This window comes from Micromonospora sp. WMMD1076 (genome assembly GCF_029581475.1).
GTDB classification, from domain to species: Bacteria; Actinomycetota; Actinomycetes; order Mycobacteriales; family Micromonosporaceae; genus Micromonospora; species Micromonospora aurantiaca.
This window is the reverse complement of sequence record NZ_CP120862.1, coordinates 2,388,347-2,406,291: the sequence shown is the minus strand read 5'-3', so window position 1 is coordinate 2,406,291 and position 17,945 is coordinate 2,388,347. Positions and strand designations below refer to the sequence as shown.

Sequence of the window (17,945 nt, the reverse complement as noted above, 5' to 3'; positions counted from 1 at the left end):
CTAGCCGCCGGAGATCGCGCCGCCCGGCTCCGGGACGTGATCAGCTCCGCCCCGGCTCTGCGGGGCCGCGGTCTCCGCGTCGGACCGGATGTCGATGCGCCAACCGGTCAGACGGGCCGCGAGGCGGGCGTTCTGCCCTTCCCGGCCGATCGCGAGCGAGAGCTGGAAGTCCGGCACGGTCACCCGGGCGGTACGGGTGGCCAGGTCGACCACCTCGACCCGCAGCGCCTTGGCCGGCGACAACGCGTTGCCGACGAAGGTGGCCGGGTCGTCCGACCAGTCGATGATGTCGATCTTCTCACCGTGCAGCTCGCTCATCACGGCGCGGACCCGCTGGCCCATCGGACCGATGCAGGCGCCCTTGGCGTTGACGCCGGGAGTGGTCGAGCGCACGGCGATCTTCGTACGGTGACCTGCCTCACGCGCGATCGCGCCGATCTCCACGGTTCCGTCGGCGATCTCCGGCACCTCAAGCGCGAACAGCTTCTTCACCAGCGCGGGGTGCGACCGGGACAGCGTGATCTGCGGGCCGCGCATGCCCTTGGCGACGTGCACGACCACGCAGCGGATCCGCTCGCCGTGCTCGTACCGCTCGCCGGGAACCTGCTCGGACTGCGGCAGGACACCCTCCAGCTTGCCCAGGTCGACGCTGACGATGCCCTTCTCCCGGCGGGTCTCGTGCGCCTGCACCACGCCGGTGACCAGGTCACCGTCGCGGCCGACGTACTCGCCGAAGTGCACCTCGTCGGTGGCCTCCCGCAGCCGCTGGAGGATCACCTGCTTCGCGGTCATGGCGGCGATCCGACCGAAGTCGTGCGGAGTGTCGTCCCACTCCCGGGTCACCGTGCCGTCGGCGTCCAGCTCCTGCGCGTAGACCGAGGCGGCCCCGCTCTTGCGGTCGATCTCCACCCGGGCGTGCGGCTCGGCGCCGTCGGTGTGCCGGTAGGCGGTCAGCAGCGCGGTCTCGATCGCCGCGAGGATCGTGTCGAACGGGATCTCCCGCTCGCGCTCCAGGGCGCGCAGCGCCGCGAGGTCGATGTTCACCTCTCCTCGTCCTCCAGATCTTCGTCGTCGTCGGTGTCGTCACCGAAGTCCTCGTCGGCCAGGTCGTCCAGGCGGTTGAACTCCACCTGGACCCGGCCGGGCCCGAGTTCGGCGTACGGGTGTTCGGCGGGGCCGGCGTCGGTCTCCAGCACCACGCGTTCGTCGTCGGCGGCCGTGATCCGGCCGGTGAGCTGGCGGTCCCCCGCGTCGCCACGGACGGTGACCTTGACCAGCCGCCCGGCGTTGCGCCGCCAGTGGCGGGGCAGGGTGAGCGGGCGGTCCACGCCGGGCGAGCTGACCTCAAGCTGGTACTCGCCGGCCACGATGTCGCCGCCGGCCTCCTCGGCCGCGTCCAGCGCCGCCGAGACCGCGCGGGAGACGTCCGCCACGCCGTCCAGGTTGATCCCGCCGTCGGCGTCCACGATCACCCGGACCACGTGCCGCCGGCCGGCGCGGGAGACGGAGAGGTCCTCCAGGTCGTAACCGGCCGCGGTGACGACCGGTTCGATCACCTCGCGCAGCCGGTTGCGGCGGGCGGCGAGATCGCTGCGGGGTGCGCCGCTCCGGTCCGTGCCGCGGGGCCCGTCGGACCGGCGGGGCCGCCCGGCGGGCCCCGTCGACCGGGTGGTACGGCCACGCTGCGTCATTGCGCGCACCTCTCCTGCTGTTGCCACGACCCGCGGGCCGTGTTGTCCCGGGCCGGTGCGGGCGTTCGGCCCGCCATACCGGCGCGCCACCGGGGCGTCCGCGCCCGGTGGTTGCGCAGAGCGTAACGCTTGTGGCCGTCGACGGACCCGGCGGCGCACCGAGACCCTGCCCCACGAGGCGGCGCGGATGGTGTTGACTCTGTCAGGTGGGGATCGGCAGAACACCATCCGACCAGGTCAGAGCGGGGCATTCCCGGCGCTGGCTGCTGCGTGCCGGTGGGCTCGTGGCGCTCGGCGGCGCGACGGCGCCGCTGACCGGTTGTGATCTTTTCGACCGCGACGAGGAGCCACCGGAGCCGGACGCGCTGGAGCCGCTCGTCGCCGAGGCGCTCGCGCTGGAGGCCCGCTACCGGGCCGCCGCCACCGCCGCGCCGGCGCTGGCCGGGCGGCTCACCCCGATCGCCGACGCGCATCGGGCACACGCCGAGGAGCTACGCCGCGTGATCGGCCGGCCGGCACCCTCCGGCACGCCGGCCGCCGGCCCGGCGAGCGCCCCCGCGCCCGACGCCGCGGTCACCGAGTTGCGCCGGGCCGAGCAGGAGGGCCGGACGAACGCGGCCAGGGCGTGCGCGGCAGCGCCGGCCGAGCGGGCAGCGCTGCTCGGCTCGATCGCCGCGGCGCGGGCCACACACGTGGAGGCGCTCAAGTGAACAACCCGACGACCGGTCCGGCCACGGCGCTCGCCGACGCGCTCGCCGCCGAGTACGCGGCGATCTGGGCGTACGGGGTGATCGGTGTGCACCTGACCGAGGCGGCGCGTACGGCCGCCCGTGCCGCCGAGGCGGCCCACCGGTCCCGCCGCGACGCGCTGCTGCTGAAGCTCGCCGAGGGCTCCGGGCAGGTGCCCGCCGACCGGGCCGGGTACGCGCTGCCCTACCCGGTGACGGACCGGGCGAGCGCGCTGCGCCTGGCGGTGGAGATCGAGGAGCGGACGGCCGGGCACTGGCGGGCCGCGCTGCCGCACACCACCGGCGCGGACCGGAACACGGCGCTCGCCGCGCTCACCGACTGCGCGTTGCGCGCCACCCGCTGGCGGCGCACGGCGGGCGTGACGCCGGTCACCGTTCCGTTCCCGGGCCGCCGGGCCTGAGCGCGACGCCGGTCACCCGGCGGAACCCTCCGGTTGCGTAGCGCATACCAGGTATGCATACTCGCGGTCATGTCCATCCGTCACGGCCTGCTCGCCCTGCTCGAACGCGGCCAGATGTACGGCTACCAGCTCCGTGCCGCGTTCGAGGAGTCCACCGGGTCGACCTGGCCGCTGAACATCGGACAGGTCTACACCACGCTGGCGCGGCTGGAACGTGACGGACTGGTCCGCCCGCTGCCGGAGAACGAGAGCGGGCAGCGGCCGTACGAGATCACCGACGCCGGACGGGCGGATCTGGCGCTGTGGTTCGCCACACCGATCAGCCGCGCCGACCGGCCCCGCGACGAGCTGTCGATCAAACTGGCGCTGGCGCTGACCACCCCCGGCGTCGACGTGCGGTCGGTGGTGCAGACCCAGCGCACCGCGACCATGCGCGCGCTCCAGGAGTTCACCCGGTTGAAGTACACGAGCGACAAGCCGGAGGATCTACCCTGGCGGCTGGTGCTGGACGCGATGATCTTCCAGACCGAGGCCGAGGTGCGGTGGCTCGACCACTGCGAGACGAGCCTGGTCCGGCACCGCCCGACGCCGATCCGGGCGGTCGACCGCCCCGAGGCGGTGGACCGGACCGGCGACGAAGCCCGCCGGTGATCCGGCACGGGAGGCGCTGATGGACCCGATCGACGGGGTGCTGGAACTGCGGGACGTACGCCGGACCCACGGCGCCGGTGAGGCAGCCGTGCACGCGCTGCGCGGCGTGAGCCTGACCGTGCGGGCCGGTGAGCTGGTGGCGGTGATGGGCCCCTCCGGGTCCGGCAAGTCCACGCTGCTGGCGCTCGCCGGCGGCCTGGACCGGCCCACCGGCGGCGAGGTGGTGGTCGAGGGCGAGACGCTGGTCGGGCTGTCCGCCCGCGAGCTGGCCCGGCTGCGGCGCCGCCGGATCGGGTACGTCTTCCAGGACCTGAACCTGCTCGGCAGCCTGACCGCCGTGGAGAACGTGGCGCTGCCACTGGAACTGGACGGCACCGGCGTACGGGCGGCCCGCCATCTGGCGCTGGCCGCGCTGCGCGAGGTCGACCTGGAGGACCTGGCCGACCGCTTCCCGGACCAGATGTCCGGCGGCCAGCAGCAGCGGGTGGCGATCGCCCGGGCCCTCGTCGGCGAACGCCGCCTGGTCCTCGCCGACGAGCCGACCGGCGCGCTGGACTCGCAGACCGGCGAGGCGGTGCTGCACCTGCTGCGCCGCCGGGTGGACGCCGGGGCGGCCGGGGTGCTGGTCACCCACGAGGCCCGGCACGCCGGCTGGGCGGACCGGGTGGTCTTCCTGCGCGACGGGGTGATGGTCGACTCGACCGCCCCGCTGATCGGCGTCGACCACCTGCTCAGCGGCAGCATCCGGTGACCCGCGGCCGCCTCGCCGCCGCACGCGGGTCGTGGCGGACCGCGCTGCGGATCGCCCGCCGGGAGGCCCGGCGGTCCCGGCGGCGCACGCTGCTGGTGCTGGTGATGATCGCGCTGCCGGTGCTCGGCCTCAGCTTCGTCGCGGTCAGCTACGACATGGCGGATCTGACCCGTGCCGAGCGCGTCGAGCGCCAGCTCGGCGGCGCCGACGTCGCACTGCGCTGGGACAGCCTGACGCCGGTGACGCAGGACGCCTGGGGCGAGTCGGCGTGGCCGGCCCAGGGCGACTGGGCCGGCCGGACCCGTCCGGCAACCGCCGAGGAGGTACGCGCGCTGCTGCCGGAGGGCAGCCGGGTCAGCCGCGTCCGATTGTGGATGACGTTCTCGACACGGGTCGGCCGGCATGTCGAGTCGATCGAGGCGCGCGCCCTGGACCTGACCGACCCGCTCACCCGGCCGCTGGCCCGGGTACACGACGGCCGGCCTCCGGTACGCCCCGACGAGATCGCGGTCAGCCCGACGGCGCTGCGCCGGCTGGAGACCCGCATCGGCGACCCGGTACGCACCATCGACGGAGCCACGTACCGGGTGGTCGGGGTGATGGAGTATCCGGACAACCTCCGGGCCGTGATCACGCTGGCCGCTGTGACCCCGGAGAGCACGGCCGGCACCGACACCTGGCTGGTGGACCTGCCCGGCCCGCTGGACCCGGGGCTCGTCGACCGGCTGAACGCGCAGGGTGTCCAGGTCGTCGCCCGCGGCCCGCTGCCGGGGCGGCAGGAGGTCTCCCGCGGCATGTCCGTACCGGACGCCGACGAGGCGGGCGTCGTCGGGGTGGTCGGCGGGCTGGGCCTGCTGGAGGTGGTGCTGCTGGTCGGCCCGGCCTTCGCGGTGAGCGTCCGGCGCCGGCGGCGGGACCTCGCACTCGTCGCGGTGGCCGGTGGCGACGCCTCCCACCTGCGCCGGATCGTGCTCGCCGACGGAGTGGTGCTCGGCGCCGGCGGGGCCGTCCTCGGCCTGCTGCTCGGCATCGGCGCCGCGTTCGCCGGCCGGCCGATCGTCGAGCAGTACGTGCTCGGGGAGCGCCTCGGGGCGTACCGGATCTTCCCGAGCGCGCTGGTGGCGATCGCCGCGACGGCGGTGCTGGCCGGGGTGCTGGCGGCGATGGCGCCCGCCTGGACGGCGGCCCGGCAGGACGTGGCGACCGGCCTGGCGGGCCGGCGCGACGCGAGCCGGCCGCGCCGCCGCTGGCTGCTGATCGGGTTGGCGCTCACCGTCGCCGGAACCGCGATCGCCGCGATCGCCGCCGGCCGCACCTCGCAGACCGGCGTGCTGGCCGGCGTCGCCCTGGGCGAGCTGGGGCTGGTGTTCTGCACCCCGACGCTCGTCGGCGTCCTGGGCCGGGCCGGCCGGCTGCTGCCGCTGACCCCCCGGCTCGCGTTGCGCGACGCCAGCCGCAACCGGTCGTCGGCCGCGCCCGCCATCTCGGCGGTGATGGCGGCGGTGGCCGGAAGCGTCGCGCTCGGCGTCTACGTGGCGAGCGACGAGTCCCGGTCACGAGAGCTCTGGCAACCCGGCCTCCCGCCGGGGAACGTGCTGGTCACCTACTCCGGTGAGACCCCGGCAGACCCGCCGTCGGCCGACGTCGTCGCCACCCGGGCCCGCACGGTCCTGCCCGACGCCACTGTGGCACCCGTCGCGATCCCCGGCTGCGCCGGCACCGTCCGGGAAAAGGACGACTGCGCCGCGTACGCGGTCGTCCCGCCCGAGCAGCGCTGCCCGTACACGTTCTCCGACCCGGTCGTCCCCGACTCGGCCCGGCGCGACCCGCGCTGCGTGAGCTCCCTCCAGGAGCCGGCCGACGTCTACCTGCCGGCGCTCGTGGACGACGGTGGCGCGCTGGCCGCGCTCACCGGAGCGCCCGCCGACGAGCTGGCCGCCGCGCGCCGGACGCTCGCGGCCGGCGGCGTGGTGGTCACCAACTCCCGTTGGGTGACGGACGGGCAGGTCCGGGTGGAGGTCAACTACAACTCCGGCGGGCCGCCCGCCGGGCGTCTCCTGCCCGGGTACGCGCTGCGCGGCGGTCTCGCAGTCGACCGGCTGGTGCTCTCCCCCGCCGCCGCCGACGCGCTCGGCCTGTCCGCCGTACCGTTGGGCTTCCTGCTGGACACCGCCGCCTCTCCCACCGAGCGGCAGACCGAGATGCTGACCGACGAGCTGTACGACATCGGGCCCATGTCGGCGCAGGTGGCGACCGCCGACCCGCCGTCGGACCAGCGCCCGATGCTGCTCCTGCTGGCAGTGGCCTCCGGGGTGATCACGCTGGGCGCCGCCGCGGTCGCCACCGGCCTCGCCGCGGCCGAGGGCCGCCGGGACCTGTCCACGCTCGCGGCTGTCGGCGCCGATCCCCGGGTACGCCGCCTGCTGTCGCTCTGCCAGGCCGGGGTGATCGCGGTGCTCGGCTCCGCGCTGGGCATCGTCGCCGGGCTCGGCTCCGCCGTGGTCGTCCTCGCCGCGCTCAACCAGCGGTACGCGGAGTCCTGGCCGGTGCAGCCGCCGTACCCGGTGACAGTACCCGGCGTGACGCTCGCCGCGCTGGTCGTGGTGCCGCTGGTGGCGATGGGCGGCGCGGCGCTGTTCACCCGGTCCCGCCTGCCGATCGAACGCCGGCTCGACTGAGCTGGCCCGCCCAGCCATGATCGACTCCATCTCGCCGGGGTGGCGGTATCCCGGTGGGGTGGATGCCGCCACTTCCGCGAAATGGAGTCGACCTTGGGGCGGACTGACCGTCTCCGAGGGGGTGACGGGGCGCGGTGGGGGCGGCACACTGGTCGGGTGTCCGCACTGGGATCCCTCACCCGCCGTCTCGGTCACCAGCGTTGGTTCGGCGCCACCATGCGCCTGCTCGTCCCCGCCGACCGGCTGGTCGGCCGGATGACGAAGGGCCGCGTGGTCGCCTTCGGGCTCGTGCCCACCCTGGTGCTCACCTCCACCGGCCGCCGCTCCGGCAAGCCCCGCAGCAATCCCCTGGTGTACGTCCCCGACGGCGACGCCTACGTGGTGATCGGCTCGAACTGGGGGCAGCAGCACCAGCCGTCCTGGACGTTCAACCTGATGGCCCACCCGGCCGCCGAGGTGGACGTCAAGGGACGCCGGATCCCGGTCACCGCCGAGCAGGTCACCGGCGAGGAACGGGAACGGCTGTTCCAGCGGCTGGTGCAGGAGTGGCCCGCGTACCGCACGTACGTCGAGCGGGCCGGCGGCCGCGAGATCCGCGTGTTCCGCCTGGTCCCGAACGCCTGAGCGGGCGGCTCACCGTGGCCGGAATCGCGGCGAGCAGTCGCCGTCGTGATCCGGCCGGAGCAGGCAGCGTCGCCCCTCGGACAGGTTGCGGTCGCAGAAGACCCAGTGCCGTACGTTCTGGTCGTCCTCGGGCGAGACGCTGGTGCCACCGGGTTCGGTCTGCGGGAGGACGTGGCTCCAATGTGCCACCACCCGGGCAAGTCGCTGCGCCGACACGAGGTCGTTGACGACCATCGGCAGATGGATGACCCACCGCTTGGTCATCGTTCCTGCTCCCGCTCGGCCCGGGCACGCGCCTGCTCGGACTGCCAGCGCCGCAGGGCGTCCTTCACCCGGTCGGTCTCCCGGCGGCTCTCGGCCAACGCGTCATAGACCGTCGCGAGATCGCCCGCCACGAGGTCCAGGAACTCCCGAACCTGTTCGGGATCGAGCCCGCGTCGACCCAGCGGCGTGGAGCTGAACGTTCGCTCCCGTACCTGCCATGGGCGCAGCGGCCGGTAGACCGCGGAGCGGTAGCACGTCGCGCGGCGCTCGGGCCGGCGGTTGTGCAGGCGTCGGAAAGGGATGATCCTCATCGAACCTGTCCTCTGTCGGTGCCATCCGCCCGTTGAGGGCGGGCCGATACGGCCCGCCCCCGGCACCTGCCGTCGCAGCGTGATCGCGGTACGCCGACAGGGCTCACACGGGCCGCGCCGAATCGGTCGGCCTCGGTAGCATCCTGATTACGGAGCGCAGGCGGCAGCGGTGAGCAGTGGGCCCACACGCAAGCCCACGACCTGAGAGGGCGGCATGGACCATTTCGGGGACATACTCAGGCAGCACCGGGTAGCCGCCGGTTGGTCGCTGCGGAAGTTCGCCGACCTCATCAGATACGACTTCGGCTACCTCGGGCAGATCGAGCGTGGCGACCGACCCGTCAACCCCGCCGTCGTGGCCGCCTACGACAGGGCACTATCGACGGACGGATCGCTCAAGAAGGCGTACAACAGCAGGCGTGCCGACGACATCGACATGCCGAGAAGGTCGGTCCTCCAGGCCATGACTTCGCTCGCTGCTCTCCCCACAGTCGACCGGCTGGTCGGCTGGGAGGCGCTGCGGCACGGCCTCGACACCGCGATCGACGTCGACTCCGACGCGTGGGCAGAGATCGTCGCCTCCTACGGCACGGCCTACTATCGCCAGCCGCACGACCAGCTGATGACCCAACTCGGCCGGGATCTGACGGTCCTCCAGCATCAGCTCGCCGCAGTTGACGATCGGCGCCGCCCACAGCTGCTACGTGCCGCCGCGGCGCTGTCGGTGATCGTCGCGCTCAGCCTCGTCGCGTCAGGACATGCTCTGCTGTCGAGGAGATGGTGGGCCAGCGCCCAGAGAGCCGCCGACGAGTCCGGTGACCCCGACACGCGAGTCCTGACCCGCGCCTGGGACGTCGTCAACGGCTGCTACGACGGTCGACGGCCCTTGACCGTCGTAGCGATCTCCGATGAGGTGCTGCCGCTCGCCGGGAGGCCGTCGGCTGCCACCTGCGGTCTGCTGGCGGGCCGGGCGCAGGCACTTTCCCTCGCCGGCCGGCACGACGAGGCAGTCGCGACCGTGCGTCATCTGAGCGAGCAGATCGAGAAACTCCCGGCCGCCGTCGTCGGGGACGTCGAATCGCTGTGGGGCTGGCCGGAGCATCGCCTGCGACACACGGAGTCCTGGGTCTACACCCATTCTGGTGGCCGGAGGGCGGCTGCGGCAGCGCAGGCCCGGGCCTTGGAGCTGTATCCCGCTTCCCAGATCCGGCTGCGTACGCAGGTACAACTGCATCAGGCGGCGGCCACGGTCCGGGCCGGTGACATCACCGACGGTCTGACAACGGCGGCCGATCTGTTGGACCGCCTGCCTCGGGAACAACACAACGAACTCGTGCGCGCGGTCGCTCTGCAGGTCACAGCGGCGGTACCCGACAGAGAGCGGCACCGGCCGCTCTACACGGAACTCATGGACCGAGTCCAGCGGTGACGCCTCCGCCGTCCGTCACCTTCGACCGATGCCGTCCGGACGAGTTGATGTCTGTCATCGACGCTCTCGCCGACCTGTACGCGCTGGTCTACGCCGAACCGCCTTACCTCGAAGGCCCGGCACAGGTCGCCCGGTTCCGGGCCGGGCTGCCCGACGAGGCGGCACGGCCCGGATTCCGCCTCGTCCTGGCAAGAGAGGGCGAAGAACTGATCGGAGCGGCGTACGGGTGGACCATGGCAGCCGGCACCTGGTGGTCGCGGGCGAAGGAGGAACCCCCGGCGGAGGTGCGGGATCGCGACAAGTTCGCCGTACTGGAATGGATCGTCCATCCGCGGCATCGGTCTCACGGCATCGGCGCGGAGTTGATGCGTCGGCTCCTTCAGGGGCGCCCGGAGAGCTGGGCGACCCTCGCCTCCGATCCGCGCAGCCTGGCGAACGGCATCTACCGGCGCAACGGCTGGCGAGTTGCCGGGCACTCCGAGCTGCCGTGGGGTACTTCGATGGAACTGCTGGTACGCGATCTGCGGATCGCCGAGGAGTCGCGGACTGGAACGCGCCGGTCGCCTCAGCAGCAATGAGCCGCTGGCGGCCAGCTTCTCAGAGGCCCAGCTCTTTGCGTAGGTCGGTGAGCGAGATCGGCGCTTCACCCGCATCCAGACGGGTCAGGGCGGCTCGGGCGGCCTCGACGTCGATCGCGTCCTCGGCGCGTTCGATCGCCTCGGCGAGGTCCGCCGGGACAATGGCAGCCAGCCGCTGCCCACGACGAGTGACGTAGGTGATGCGACCGGCGTAGTGAGCACGTGAGACGACATCCGCGAGATTCTCGCGAGCGTCGGAGATCGGAAGCTCGGCAGCGGGCTCGGTCATACCTGAAGCGTACAGCTCGTACGAGTCGTACAACTGGAACTGACGACGTTGCGGATTGGCGGTGGCCTTGACCGGCGAACGAGACTCCGAGCGGCGTCTGGACGACCCGCGATGGCAGGTGGCCGAGCGGGTCGGTGACGCCGTCCTGCGGCGGTTCCCGGCCGACGTGCTGGCGGTCGCCGTACACGGCCCGCTCGCGCACGGCGACGACGACGGCGGCGGGGACCGCGAGGTCGGCCTGCTCGTCGTCACCTACCGGCCCGGCGCCGGACCCCCACCCGCCACCCGTCGGGTGGACGGGGTGCTCGTCGACCTCACAGTGGCCGGGGCGGACGACTACCTGCGCCGGGCGACGACGATCACGTCCCGCTGGCCGCTGGCCGCGGACCGGTACGTCACGACCCGCGCCCTGCACGATCCGACCGGCTGGCTGCGGAAGCTGCGCGACGAGCACCTGGCGCGGCTGGCACGCGCCCGGCCGGCGGAGTTCACCGGCGCCGCGCGGCAGGCGTGGTACCGGGGCTGCGCGGCGCACGCCCGCGCGTTGCGGCTGGCCGAGTGGTACGAGACGGACCAGGCGCTGCTCATGCTCGGCGAGGCACGGCTGGCCGCCGCCACAGTGCAGGGGCTGTTCAGCCGCACCTACTTCCGCGACCCCGGGGACGCGGTGCGGCGTACCGGGCTGGCCGGGGCGGACATGACCGAGGTGGGCGCGGCACTGACCCGCCAGGCCGAGGAACTGGCCGCCCGGGGGCGGCCGGTCGACGGCACCATCGACGACCTGCTGTCCGGCTGACGGCCCGCCGACGGCCGACCGTCAGCCGATGCCGACGCCGATCAGCGCGCCGATCAGGTAGGTCGCGCCGGCCGCCAGCGCGCCGAGCAGCAGCTGCCGCAGGCCGCTGCGCCACCAGTCGCGGTTGGTGAACCGGGCCACGATCGCACCGGCGACGAAGAGGCCGACGCCGCCGACGGCGAGGGCCAGCCAGAGGCTGGTGAAGCCGAGCAGGTACGGCAGCAGCGGCACCAGCGCGCCGACGGAGAAGCAGGCGAACGACGAGATCGCGGCGGCCCACGGACTGGGCTGGTCGTCGGGGTCGACGCCCAGTTCCTCCCGGACGTGCACCCGCAACGCCTCATCGGGGTTGGCACGTACCGCATCAGCGACCTGCGTCGCCAGTTCCCGGGACAGGCCACGGGCCACCCAGGCGTCGGCCAGTTCCCGGGCCTCGGCCTCCGGGTGGCGTTCCAGCTCGCGCCGCTCCTTGGCCACCTCGGCGGCGACCTGCTCGTTGGCGGACCGGACGCTCGTGTACTCGCCGAGGCCCATCGAGATGGCACCGGCCACCAGGCCGGCCGTGCCGGTCAGCACCACGCTGCGCGGGGACACCCCGCCGCCGCCCACACCGGCGATCAGCGCGATGTTGGTGACCAGCCCGTCCATCGCGCCGAAGACGGCCGGACGCAGCCAGCCGCCGGAGACGTCCGCGTGGTGCGCCTCGCGCAGCGCCGCCGGGGTGTCGGTCACGGCAGGGTCAGGATCTCGTAGCCGTCGTCGGTCACGACGATGGTGTGCTCGAACTGCGCCGTCCACCTGCGGTCCTTGGTGACCACGGTCCAGCCGTCGTCCCACATGTCGTACTGGTAGGTGCCGAGCGTGATCATCGGCTCGACGGTGAACGTCATGCCGGGCTCCATCACGTCGGTGGGGCGCGGGCTGTCGTAGTGCGGCACGTAGAGGCCACTGTGGAAAGCCTCGCCGATGCCGTGCCCGGTGAAGTCGCGGACCACGCCGTAGCCGAAGCGCTTCGCGTACGACTCGATCACCCGGCCGATGACGTTGATCTGCCGACCCGGCGCGATGGCCTTGATGCCGCGCATCATCGCCGTGTGGGTCCGCTCGACCAGCAGGCGGGCCTCCTCGCTCACCTCGCCCACGCAGAACGTGGCGTCGGTGTCGCCGTGCACGCCGTTCAGGTACGCGGTGACGTCGACGTTGATGATGTCGCCGTCCTGGAGCACTGTGGTGTCCGGGATGCCGTGGCAGATCACCTCGTTGAGGCTGGTGCAGCACGACTTGGGGAAGCCCCGGTAGCCGAGCGTCGACGGGTAGGCGCCGTGGTCGCAGAGGAACTCGTGCACCACCTTGTCGATCTCGTCGGTGGTCACCCCGGGCTTGCAGTGCTCACCGGCGAGCTGGGTGGCCTGGGCGGCGAGACGCCCCGCCACGCGCATCTTCTCGATGGTCTCCGGCGTCTGCACGTGCGAGCCGCGCCACTCCTGCGGACGCTTCTTACCCACGTACTCCGGGCGTGGGATGTGGGCGGGGACCGCTCGCCACGGGGAGAGCGTGCCGGGGGTCAGCGGCGCACGGACGGTCATGGCGCAAGCCTATCGCCGGGACCGGTGTGCCCCTCGCCACAGGCCCGCCGGGCAGGTTGTTGCCGTACCGCAAACGCTGTGCCATTGTTGCTCCGTGGATCAAGGGGGCGCGGCGCCCGTCTTCTCCGTGACGGCGCAGGCCGACGGCGACCAACTACGCGTCCAGGTGACCGGCGAGGTCGACATGGCGACCGCCGACACCATGTTCCAGACCGCGCTCCGCGAGCCCGGCAAGCGGCTCACGCTCGACCTGCGGGCGGTCACCTTCTTCGACTCGGCAGCCATCCACGCGGTGGTCCGGCTCGCCCAGCGGTTCCCGGACACGCTCACCGTGCTGCCGTCCCCGCAGGTCCGGCGCGTGCTGGACATCTCCGGCCTGGGCGAACAGGACTGGCTCGCCCGTTAGTCGGCCAGGCGGCGGCGCAGCGTCAGCTCGGTGCCGTTCGCGGAACGGGTCACGTTCATCTCCCCCAGCGCCTGGATCAGCGCCAGCCCGCGCCCCCGGAAGGTCGACCCGCTCGACTCCCGCCAGCGTCCGCTGTCCCGGATGGTCGCGGTGACAGTACGGTCGGCGATCGTCACCTCGACCTCGATCGTCGGGTCCACCGGGTCGACCGGGTGCTCGATCGCGTTCGCCGCCGCCTCGGAGACCGCCACCGTCAGGTCGAACAGGTCGGTCTCGCCGACGTGGTGGGCGACGAGGAAGTCCTCCAGCCGCTTGCGGAGCACGCTGAGCCGGGTCGGGTCGGCGGGCAGGCGCAGCGCGAAGCGGTTCAGCTCGGTTGCCTCCAGCGCGAGCACCGCCACGTCGTCGTGCCGGGACCGCCCGGCGACCCGCTCGACCACGGCGTCGACCAGGTCGGCCACGTGCCCGGCGCGCGCCGTCGCGTCCGCCCGCAACTGGCCCAGCCCGGCGTCGATCCCCGCGGACCGGTCCTCGATCAGGCCGTCGGTGTAGAGCAGGAGCCGGCTGCCCGGCGCGAGATCCCCCTCGGCGGTCGGGTAGGCCGTGCCGGGGATCGCCCCGATCGGCGGTCCGAGAGCCCGATCGTGCAGGAACGCCACGTCGTCTCCTCGGATCAGCAGGGGTGAGGGGTGACCCGCGCTGGCGTACCGGATCCGGCCCGTACGCGGGGAGAAGCCGAGGCAGACCACTGTGGCGAAGGAGCCGCTGCCGGCGGAGTGGACCAGCCGGTTGAGCCGGGCCAGCGCCTCGCCCGGGTCGTAGCCCTCCAGGACGTACGCCCGCAGCGCGTTGCGGAGCTGGCCCATCGCCGCGGCGGCCCGCACGCCCTTGCCCACCACGTCGCCGATGACCAGCACCAGGTCGTCGTCGGCGGTGGCCATCACGTCGTACCAGTCGCCGCCGACCTCCACGTCGGCGCTGCCGGGCAGGTAGCGGCTGGCCACCACCGCGCCGGGCAACTGCGGCAGCGTACGCGGCAGCAGGCTGTGCTGGAGCGTGGTCGCGATGTGGTGCTCGGCCTCGTAGAGCTGGGCGTTCTCCAGCCGTACGCCGATCAGCCGGGCCAGTTCGGTGAGCGCCGCCTCCTCGGTGCCGCCGCCCTCCCGGCGCCACACGTGCAGCTCGCCGAGCTGCTCGCCGGAGGTGCCGGTGAGCGGCAGCACCACGGTCGGCTCGGCGGGCAGGTCGCCGCCGGCGTCCTCCTCGTGGCGGGCTCCGGTGGCGGTGACCCGGACCCGTCCGGCCTCGGCGAGACGCAGCGCGTGCCGGGCGGCCACCCGGACCACCTCGGCGGTGGACCGCGCGGTGTTGATCTCCACGGCGGCGTCGGCGAGAGCCCGCAGCCGGCGGATGATCTGCCCGCGCAACTGGCCCAGTTCGACGTTGGCCCGGACCCGGGCCACCAGCTCCTGGCTGGAGAAGGGCTTGGTCAGGTAGTCGTCCGCGCCGGTGGACAGGCCCGCGACCTCCTCGGCGGCGCCGGCCCGCGCGGAGAGCAGCACGATCGGCACGTGCCGGGTGGCCGGGTCGGCCCGCAGCGCGGCGACCAGCCCAAAGCCGTCCAGCCGGGGCATCATCACGTCGGTCAGCACCAGGTCGAACGGGGTCTCGACGGCCAGTCGCAGCGCCTCCACGCCGTCCGGCACGGCCACCACCTCGTACGCCGGGGACAGCAGCCGGACGACGTGCTCGCGCAGGTCGGGGTTGTCGTCGGCGAACAGGATGCGACCGGACCCACCCGGCGCGCCGGACGCCTCCGGCAGTCCGGTGGGGCGAGCCACCTCGTCGGTCCAGAGCGCCGTCTCGGCGACGTACAGGCGGGCCTGCTCCGGTTCGCTCAGCGGCACCGGGGACAGCGCGGCCACCCGGTCGGCGGGCAGGTGCGCGTACCCGAACGGCATGGTCACGGTGAACGTGGTGCCCCGGTCGACGACGCTGTACGCGGTCACCGTGCCGCCGTGCATCTCGACCAGCTCGCGGACCAGGGCGAGCCCGATGCCGGTGCCCTCGTGGGTACGCGCGCGGGCGCCGGCCACCCGGTGGAACCGCTCGAAGACCTGCGGCAGTTCCTCCGGCGCGATGCCGACGCCGGTGTCGGTCACCTCCAGGACGGCCGCGTCGTCGTCCGCGCGGACCCGGACCCGGATCTCGCCGTCGAAGGTGAACTTGACCGCGTTCGACAGCAGGTTGAGGACGATCTTCTCCCACATGTCCCGGTCGACGTAGACCGGCGCGGGCAGCGGCGGGCAGTCCACCACCAGGCGCAGCCCGGCCCGCTCGGTGGCCGAGCGAAACGTGCTGGCCAGCCGGGAGGTGTAGTCGGACAGGTCGGTGGGCTGGTAGCGGGCGGCCAGCCGGCCGGACTCCAGCCGGGAGAAGTCGAGCACCGTGTTGACCAGCTTGAGCAGGCGCAGCCCGTTTCGGTGCATGACGGTGAGCCGGTCGAGGTACCGCTCGAGCAGCTCCCGGTCGGCGAGCATCTCCTCCAGCGGCCCGAGGACCAGCGTCAGCGGGGTACGGAACTCGTGGCTGACGTTGGCGAAGAAGTTGGTCTTGGCACGGTCCAGTGCGGCCAGCTCGGCGACGCGGGCGCGCTCCTGCTCGTACGCCCGCTGCTTGCCCACGGCCCGGGACACCTGCGCGGCGACCAGGTCGACGAAGTCACGGTAGTCGTCGGTGAACGGCAGCCGGCGCGACACCCCGAGCAGCAGCACGCCGGCCGGCTCGTTGGTGGCGGTCAGCGGCAGCAGGAGCGCCTCGTCGGCGGCGTCCGGCGGCACCGCGCCCGGCAGGTCCGCGGTGGCGATCCAGCGCGGCTCGGTGAACGGCTCGCCCTCGGCCAGGCCGGGCAGCGGGCCGGCGACAGTGGCCGGATCCACACCTGAGCAGCCTCCCGGTACGAGCGTGCCGCGCTCGTCGGGGAACCACAGCGCGCTGAACGGCACGTCGGCGCGGTGGGCGTCGAGCACCCGGGCGACGGCCTGGCCCAGTTCCAGCACGCCCGGCACGTCGCCCAGTTCGTTGCCCAGCTCGGCGAGGGCGCGCAGCCGGCGTTCGCCGAGCACCCGGCCGGTGGTCTCGTTGACGAAGCAGAACACGCCGCCGACGGTGCCGTCGCCGCCGCGGATCGGGTCGTAGGAGACGTCGAAGTAGACGTCCTCCAGGAAGCCGTGCCGGTTGAGCACGAAGGGATGGTTCTCGCCCCGGTAGGCCACGCCGGTGCGGCGCACCCCGTCCAGCAGCGGGCCGAGCACGTCCCAGGTCTCCGCCCAGTGCAGCCGTGCGGCCTGGCCGATCACGGCCGGGTGCTTGTCGCCGATGGTCGGCCGGTAGGCGTCGTTGTAGAAGGCCAGGTGTTCCTCGCCCCAGAAGACGACGACCTGGGCGCGGGACGACAGCATGGTGCTCAGCGCGTGGCAGAGCGCCGCGGGCCAGCGGTCCGGGCTGCCGAGGGGGGTCGCGGACCAGTCGAAGCCGCGCAGCCGGCCGCCCATCTCCCCGCCGGCGGCGAACGCCGCGACGAGCAGCGGCGGTAGTGACGCCTCGCCGGCCGCCGGGAACGAACGACAGTCGTCCCCGCCCCCCAGGGCCGAGCCCATGCAGCCTCCCGCTCCGGCCATGATCACGACGGTCGGCGATTCTCCGCCGACCGTCCCCGCGTACTACCCCGACGGACGAGCAACGTAACGCACCCGCACCGTTCGACGCTGCTTACCTCCGCCTCATCCTGGCGTAACCGACGCTCCGGGGCGACTCGGGCGGTCCTCGCCCGGTCGGCGGGGCCGCCGATTCGACTGCCGCCACCTACGAAACGCGGGTGTGTGATCCGGCCGACATCGCGGCCCGGACCAGCGCGGCCACCGGCCGCGGGTCCTGCTCGTTCTCCGGGTGCCACTGCACGCCGAGCACGAAGCGCCGCGCCGGGTCCTCCACCGCCTCGATCACCCCGTCGTCGGCCCAGCCGGTCGTCGTCAGGCCGCCGGGGTCGGCCACCGCCTGATGGTGGTACGAGTTGACCCGGTCCACCCCGGCCATCACCCGCCCGGCCCGACTGTCCGGGACGAAGCGCACCGGGTGCGACCCGTACACGCCCGGCGCGGGGCGGTGCCCGTCGTGCCCGACCACGTCCGGCAGGTGCTGGTGCAGCAGGCCGCCGTACGCCACCGCGAGCAGTTGCATCCCCCGGCACACGCCCAGCACCGGCAGGTCGGCGGCGAGCGCGGCGGTCAGCAGCGTCGCCTCCCCGGCGTCGCGCTCCGGCCGGCTCTCGGTACGCGGGTCCGGCGGCTCGCCGTACCGCTCCGGTCCGACGTCCGCGCCGCCGGCCAGCAGCAGCCCGTCCAGCAGCCCCAGCACGTCCGCGTCCGCGTCGTCGGGGGGCAGCACCACGGCCCGGCCGCCCGCCGCGGTGACCGAGCGGACGTACGCGTGCGGCACGAGCGTCGCCGGCACGTCCCGCCACACCGCCCAGCCGGCCGGCTCGACGTACGCGGTGATGCCGATGACCGGCCTTCGCGCGCTCACAGTGCCCGCCTGGGTTCGCGACTGCGGGGCTCGCAAGAACGGCTCACTCCTCACGCTCACAGTGCCCGCCAGGTTCGCGACTGCGGGGCTCGCAAGAACGGCTCACTCCTCACGCTCACAGTGCCCGCCAGGTTCGCGACTGCGGGGCTCGCAAGAC

Annotated in this window: 19 protein-coding genes; 10 read left to right on the top strand and 9 right to left on the bottom strand. The window is 73.5% G+C overall.

Annotated elements, in window-relative coordinates:
* Positions 1-1,044: a transcription termination factor NusA gene (nusA, locus tag O7622_RS11765; protein ID WP_282313383.1), complete on the bottom strand. Its 1,044-nt coding sequence runs from the start codon at positions 1,042-1,044 to the stop codon at positions 1-3.
* Positions 1,041-1,691, bottom strand: a complete 651-nt coding sequence (rimP, locus tag O7622_RS11760) for a ribosome maturation factor RimP (protein ID WP_282313382.1) — start codon at positions 1,689-1,691, stop codon at positions 1,041-1,043. The genes nusA and rimP overlap by 4 nt, the downstream gene beginning before the upstream one ends.
* Positions 1,692-1,954: 263 nt before the next feature.
* Between rimP and O7622_RS11755 the strand changes: the two genes are divergently transcribed.
* The 6 genes from O7622_RS11755 (at position 1,955) to O7622_RS11730 (ending at position 7,545) form a co-directional block, all read left to right on the top strand.
* Complete coding sequence (locus tag O7622_RS11755) at positions 1,955-2,401, top strand: hypothetical protein (protein ID WP_282314112.1); 447 nt, start codon at positions 1,955-1,957, stop codon at positions 2,399-2,401.
* Positions 2,398-2,841, top strand: coding sequence for a ferritin-like domain-containing protein (locus tag O7622_RS11750; protein WP_282313381.1), 444 nt, complete (start codon positions 2,398-2,400; stop codon positions 2,839-2,841). The genes O7622_RS11755 and O7622_RS11750 overlap by 4 nt, the downstream gene beginning before the upstream one ends.
* A gap of 69 nt (positions 2,842-2,910) precedes the next feature.
* Positions 2,911-3,492, top strand: coding sequence for a PadR family transcriptional regulator (locus O7622_RS11745; RefSeq protein WP_282313380.1), 582 nt, complete (start codon positions 2,911-2,913; stop codon positions 3,490-3,492).
* Positions 3,493-3,511: 19 nt separating this feature from the next.
* Positions 3,512-4,243, top strand: coding sequence for an ABC transporter ATP-binding protein (locus O7622_RS11740; protein WP_282313379.1), 732 nt, complete (start codon positions 3,512-3,514; stop codon positions 4,241-4,243).
* Entirely contained in the window at positions 4,240-6,921 is a 2,682-nt protein-coding gene (locus O7622_RS11735) for an ABC transporter permease (protein ID WP_282313378.1), read from the top strand. The genes O7622_RS11740 and O7622_RS11735 overlap by 4 nt, the downstream gene beginning before the upstream one ends.
* A 156-nt stretch (positions 6,922-7,077) precedes the next feature.
* A complete protein-coding gene (locus O7622_RS11730; RefSeq protein WP_282313377.1) occupies positions 7,078-7,545 on the top strand; it encodes a nitroreductase family deazaflavin-dependent oxidoreductase in 468 nt (155 codons plus the stop codon).
* Between the two features lie 9 nt (positions 7,546-7,554).
* Here O7622_RS11730 and O7622_RS11725 read toward each other — a convergent pair whose 3' ends face one another.
* Together O7622_RS11725 and O7622_RS11720 are read right to left on the bottom strand one after the other, a co-directional pair.
* A complete protein-coding gene (locus O7622_RS11725; RefSeq protein ID WP_282313376.1) occupies positions 7,555-7,809 on the bottom strand; it encodes a hypothetical protein in 255 nt (84 codons plus the stop codon).
* Positions 7,806-8,120, bottom strand: a complete 315-nt coding sequence (locus O7622_RS11720) for a DivIVA domain-containing protein (RefSeq protein ID WP_282313375.1) — start codon at positions 8,118-8,120, stop codon at positions 7,806-7,808. Before O7622_RS11720 ends, O7622_RS11725 begins: the two co-directional genes overlap by 4 nt.
* A 214-nt stretch (positions 8,121-8,334) precedes the next feature.
* Between O7622_RS11720 and O7622_RS11715 the strand changes: the two genes are divergently transcribed.
* A complete protein-coding gene (locus O7622_RS11715) occupies positions 8,335-9,549 on the top strand; it encodes a helix-turn-helix transcriptional regulator (protein ID WP_282313374.1) in 1,215 nt (404 codons plus the stop codon).
* Positions 9,550-9,596: 47 nt separating this feature from the next.
* Complete coding sequence (locus tag O7622_RS11710) at positions 9,597-10,127, top strand: GNAT family N-acetyltransferase (protein ID WP_282313373.1); 531 nt, start codon at positions 9,597-9,599, stop codon at positions 10,125-10,127.
* Between the two features lie 19 nt (positions 10,128-10,146).
* Here O7622_RS11710 and O7622_RS11705 read toward each other — a convergent pair whose 3' ends face one another.
* Positions 10,147-10,416 carry a type II toxin-antitoxin system prevent-host-death family antitoxin gene (locus O7622_RS11705; RefSeq protein ID WP_282313372.1) on the bottom strand — a complete coding sequence of 90 codons (270 nt, stop codon included), beginning with the start codon at positions 10,414-10,416 and terminating at the stop codon, positions 10,147-10,149.
* Positions 10,417-10,483: 67 nt separating this feature from the next.
* Between O7622_RS11705 and O7622_RS11700 the strand changes: the two genes are divergently transcribed.
* Positions 10,484-11,212, top strand: coding sequence for a nucleotidyltransferase domain-containing protein (locus O7622_RS11700; RefSeq protein WP_282313371.1), 729 nt, complete (start codon positions 10,484-10,486; stop codon positions 11,210-11,212).
* Positions 11,213-11,233: 21 nt separating this feature from the next.
* Here O7622_RS11700 and O7622_RS11695 read toward each other — a convergent pair whose 3' ends face one another.
* Positions 11,234-11,944, bottom strand: coding sequence for a VIT1/CCC1 transporter family protein (locus O7622_RS11695; protein WP_282313370.1), 711 nt, complete (start codon positions 11,942-11,944; stop codon positions 11,234-11,236).
* Complete coding sequence (map, locus tag O7622_RS11690) at positions 11,941-12,798, bottom strand: type I methionyl aminopeptidase (protein WP_013284652.1); 858 nt, start codon at positions 12,796-12,798, stop codon at positions 11,941-11,943. Before map ends, O7622_RS11695 begins: the two co-directional genes overlap by 4 nt.
* Before the next feature lie 94 nt (positions 12,799-12,892).
* Here map and O7622_RS11685 point away from each other — a divergent pair, with 94 nt between their 5' ends.
* A complete protein-coding gene (locus O7622_RS11685) occupies positions 12,893-13,204 on the top strand; it encodes an STAS domain-containing protein (protein WP_282313369.1) in 312 nt (103 codons plus the stop codon).
* Here the strand turns inward: O7622_RS11685 and O7622_RS11680 are convergent.
* Positions 13,201-16,863 carry a SpoIIE family protein phosphatase gene (locus O7622_RS11680; RefSeq protein ID WP_282313368.1) on the bottom strand — a complete coding sequence of 1,221 codons (3,663 nt, stop codon included), beginning with the start codon at positions 16,861-16,863 and terminating at the stop codon, positions 13,201-13,203. The genes O7622_RS11685 and O7622_RS11680 overlap by 4 nt on opposite strands.
* A 205-nt stretch (positions 16,864-17,068) precedes the next feature.
* On the bottom strand, positions 17,069-17,788 hold the full coding sequence (locus O7622_RS11675) for a gamma-glutamyl-gamma-aminobutyrate hydrolase family protein (protein ID WP_282313367.1): 720 nt from the start codon (positions 17,786-17,788) through the stop codon (positions 17,069-17,071).
* Between the last annotated feature and the right edge of the window lie 157 nt (positions 17,789-17,945).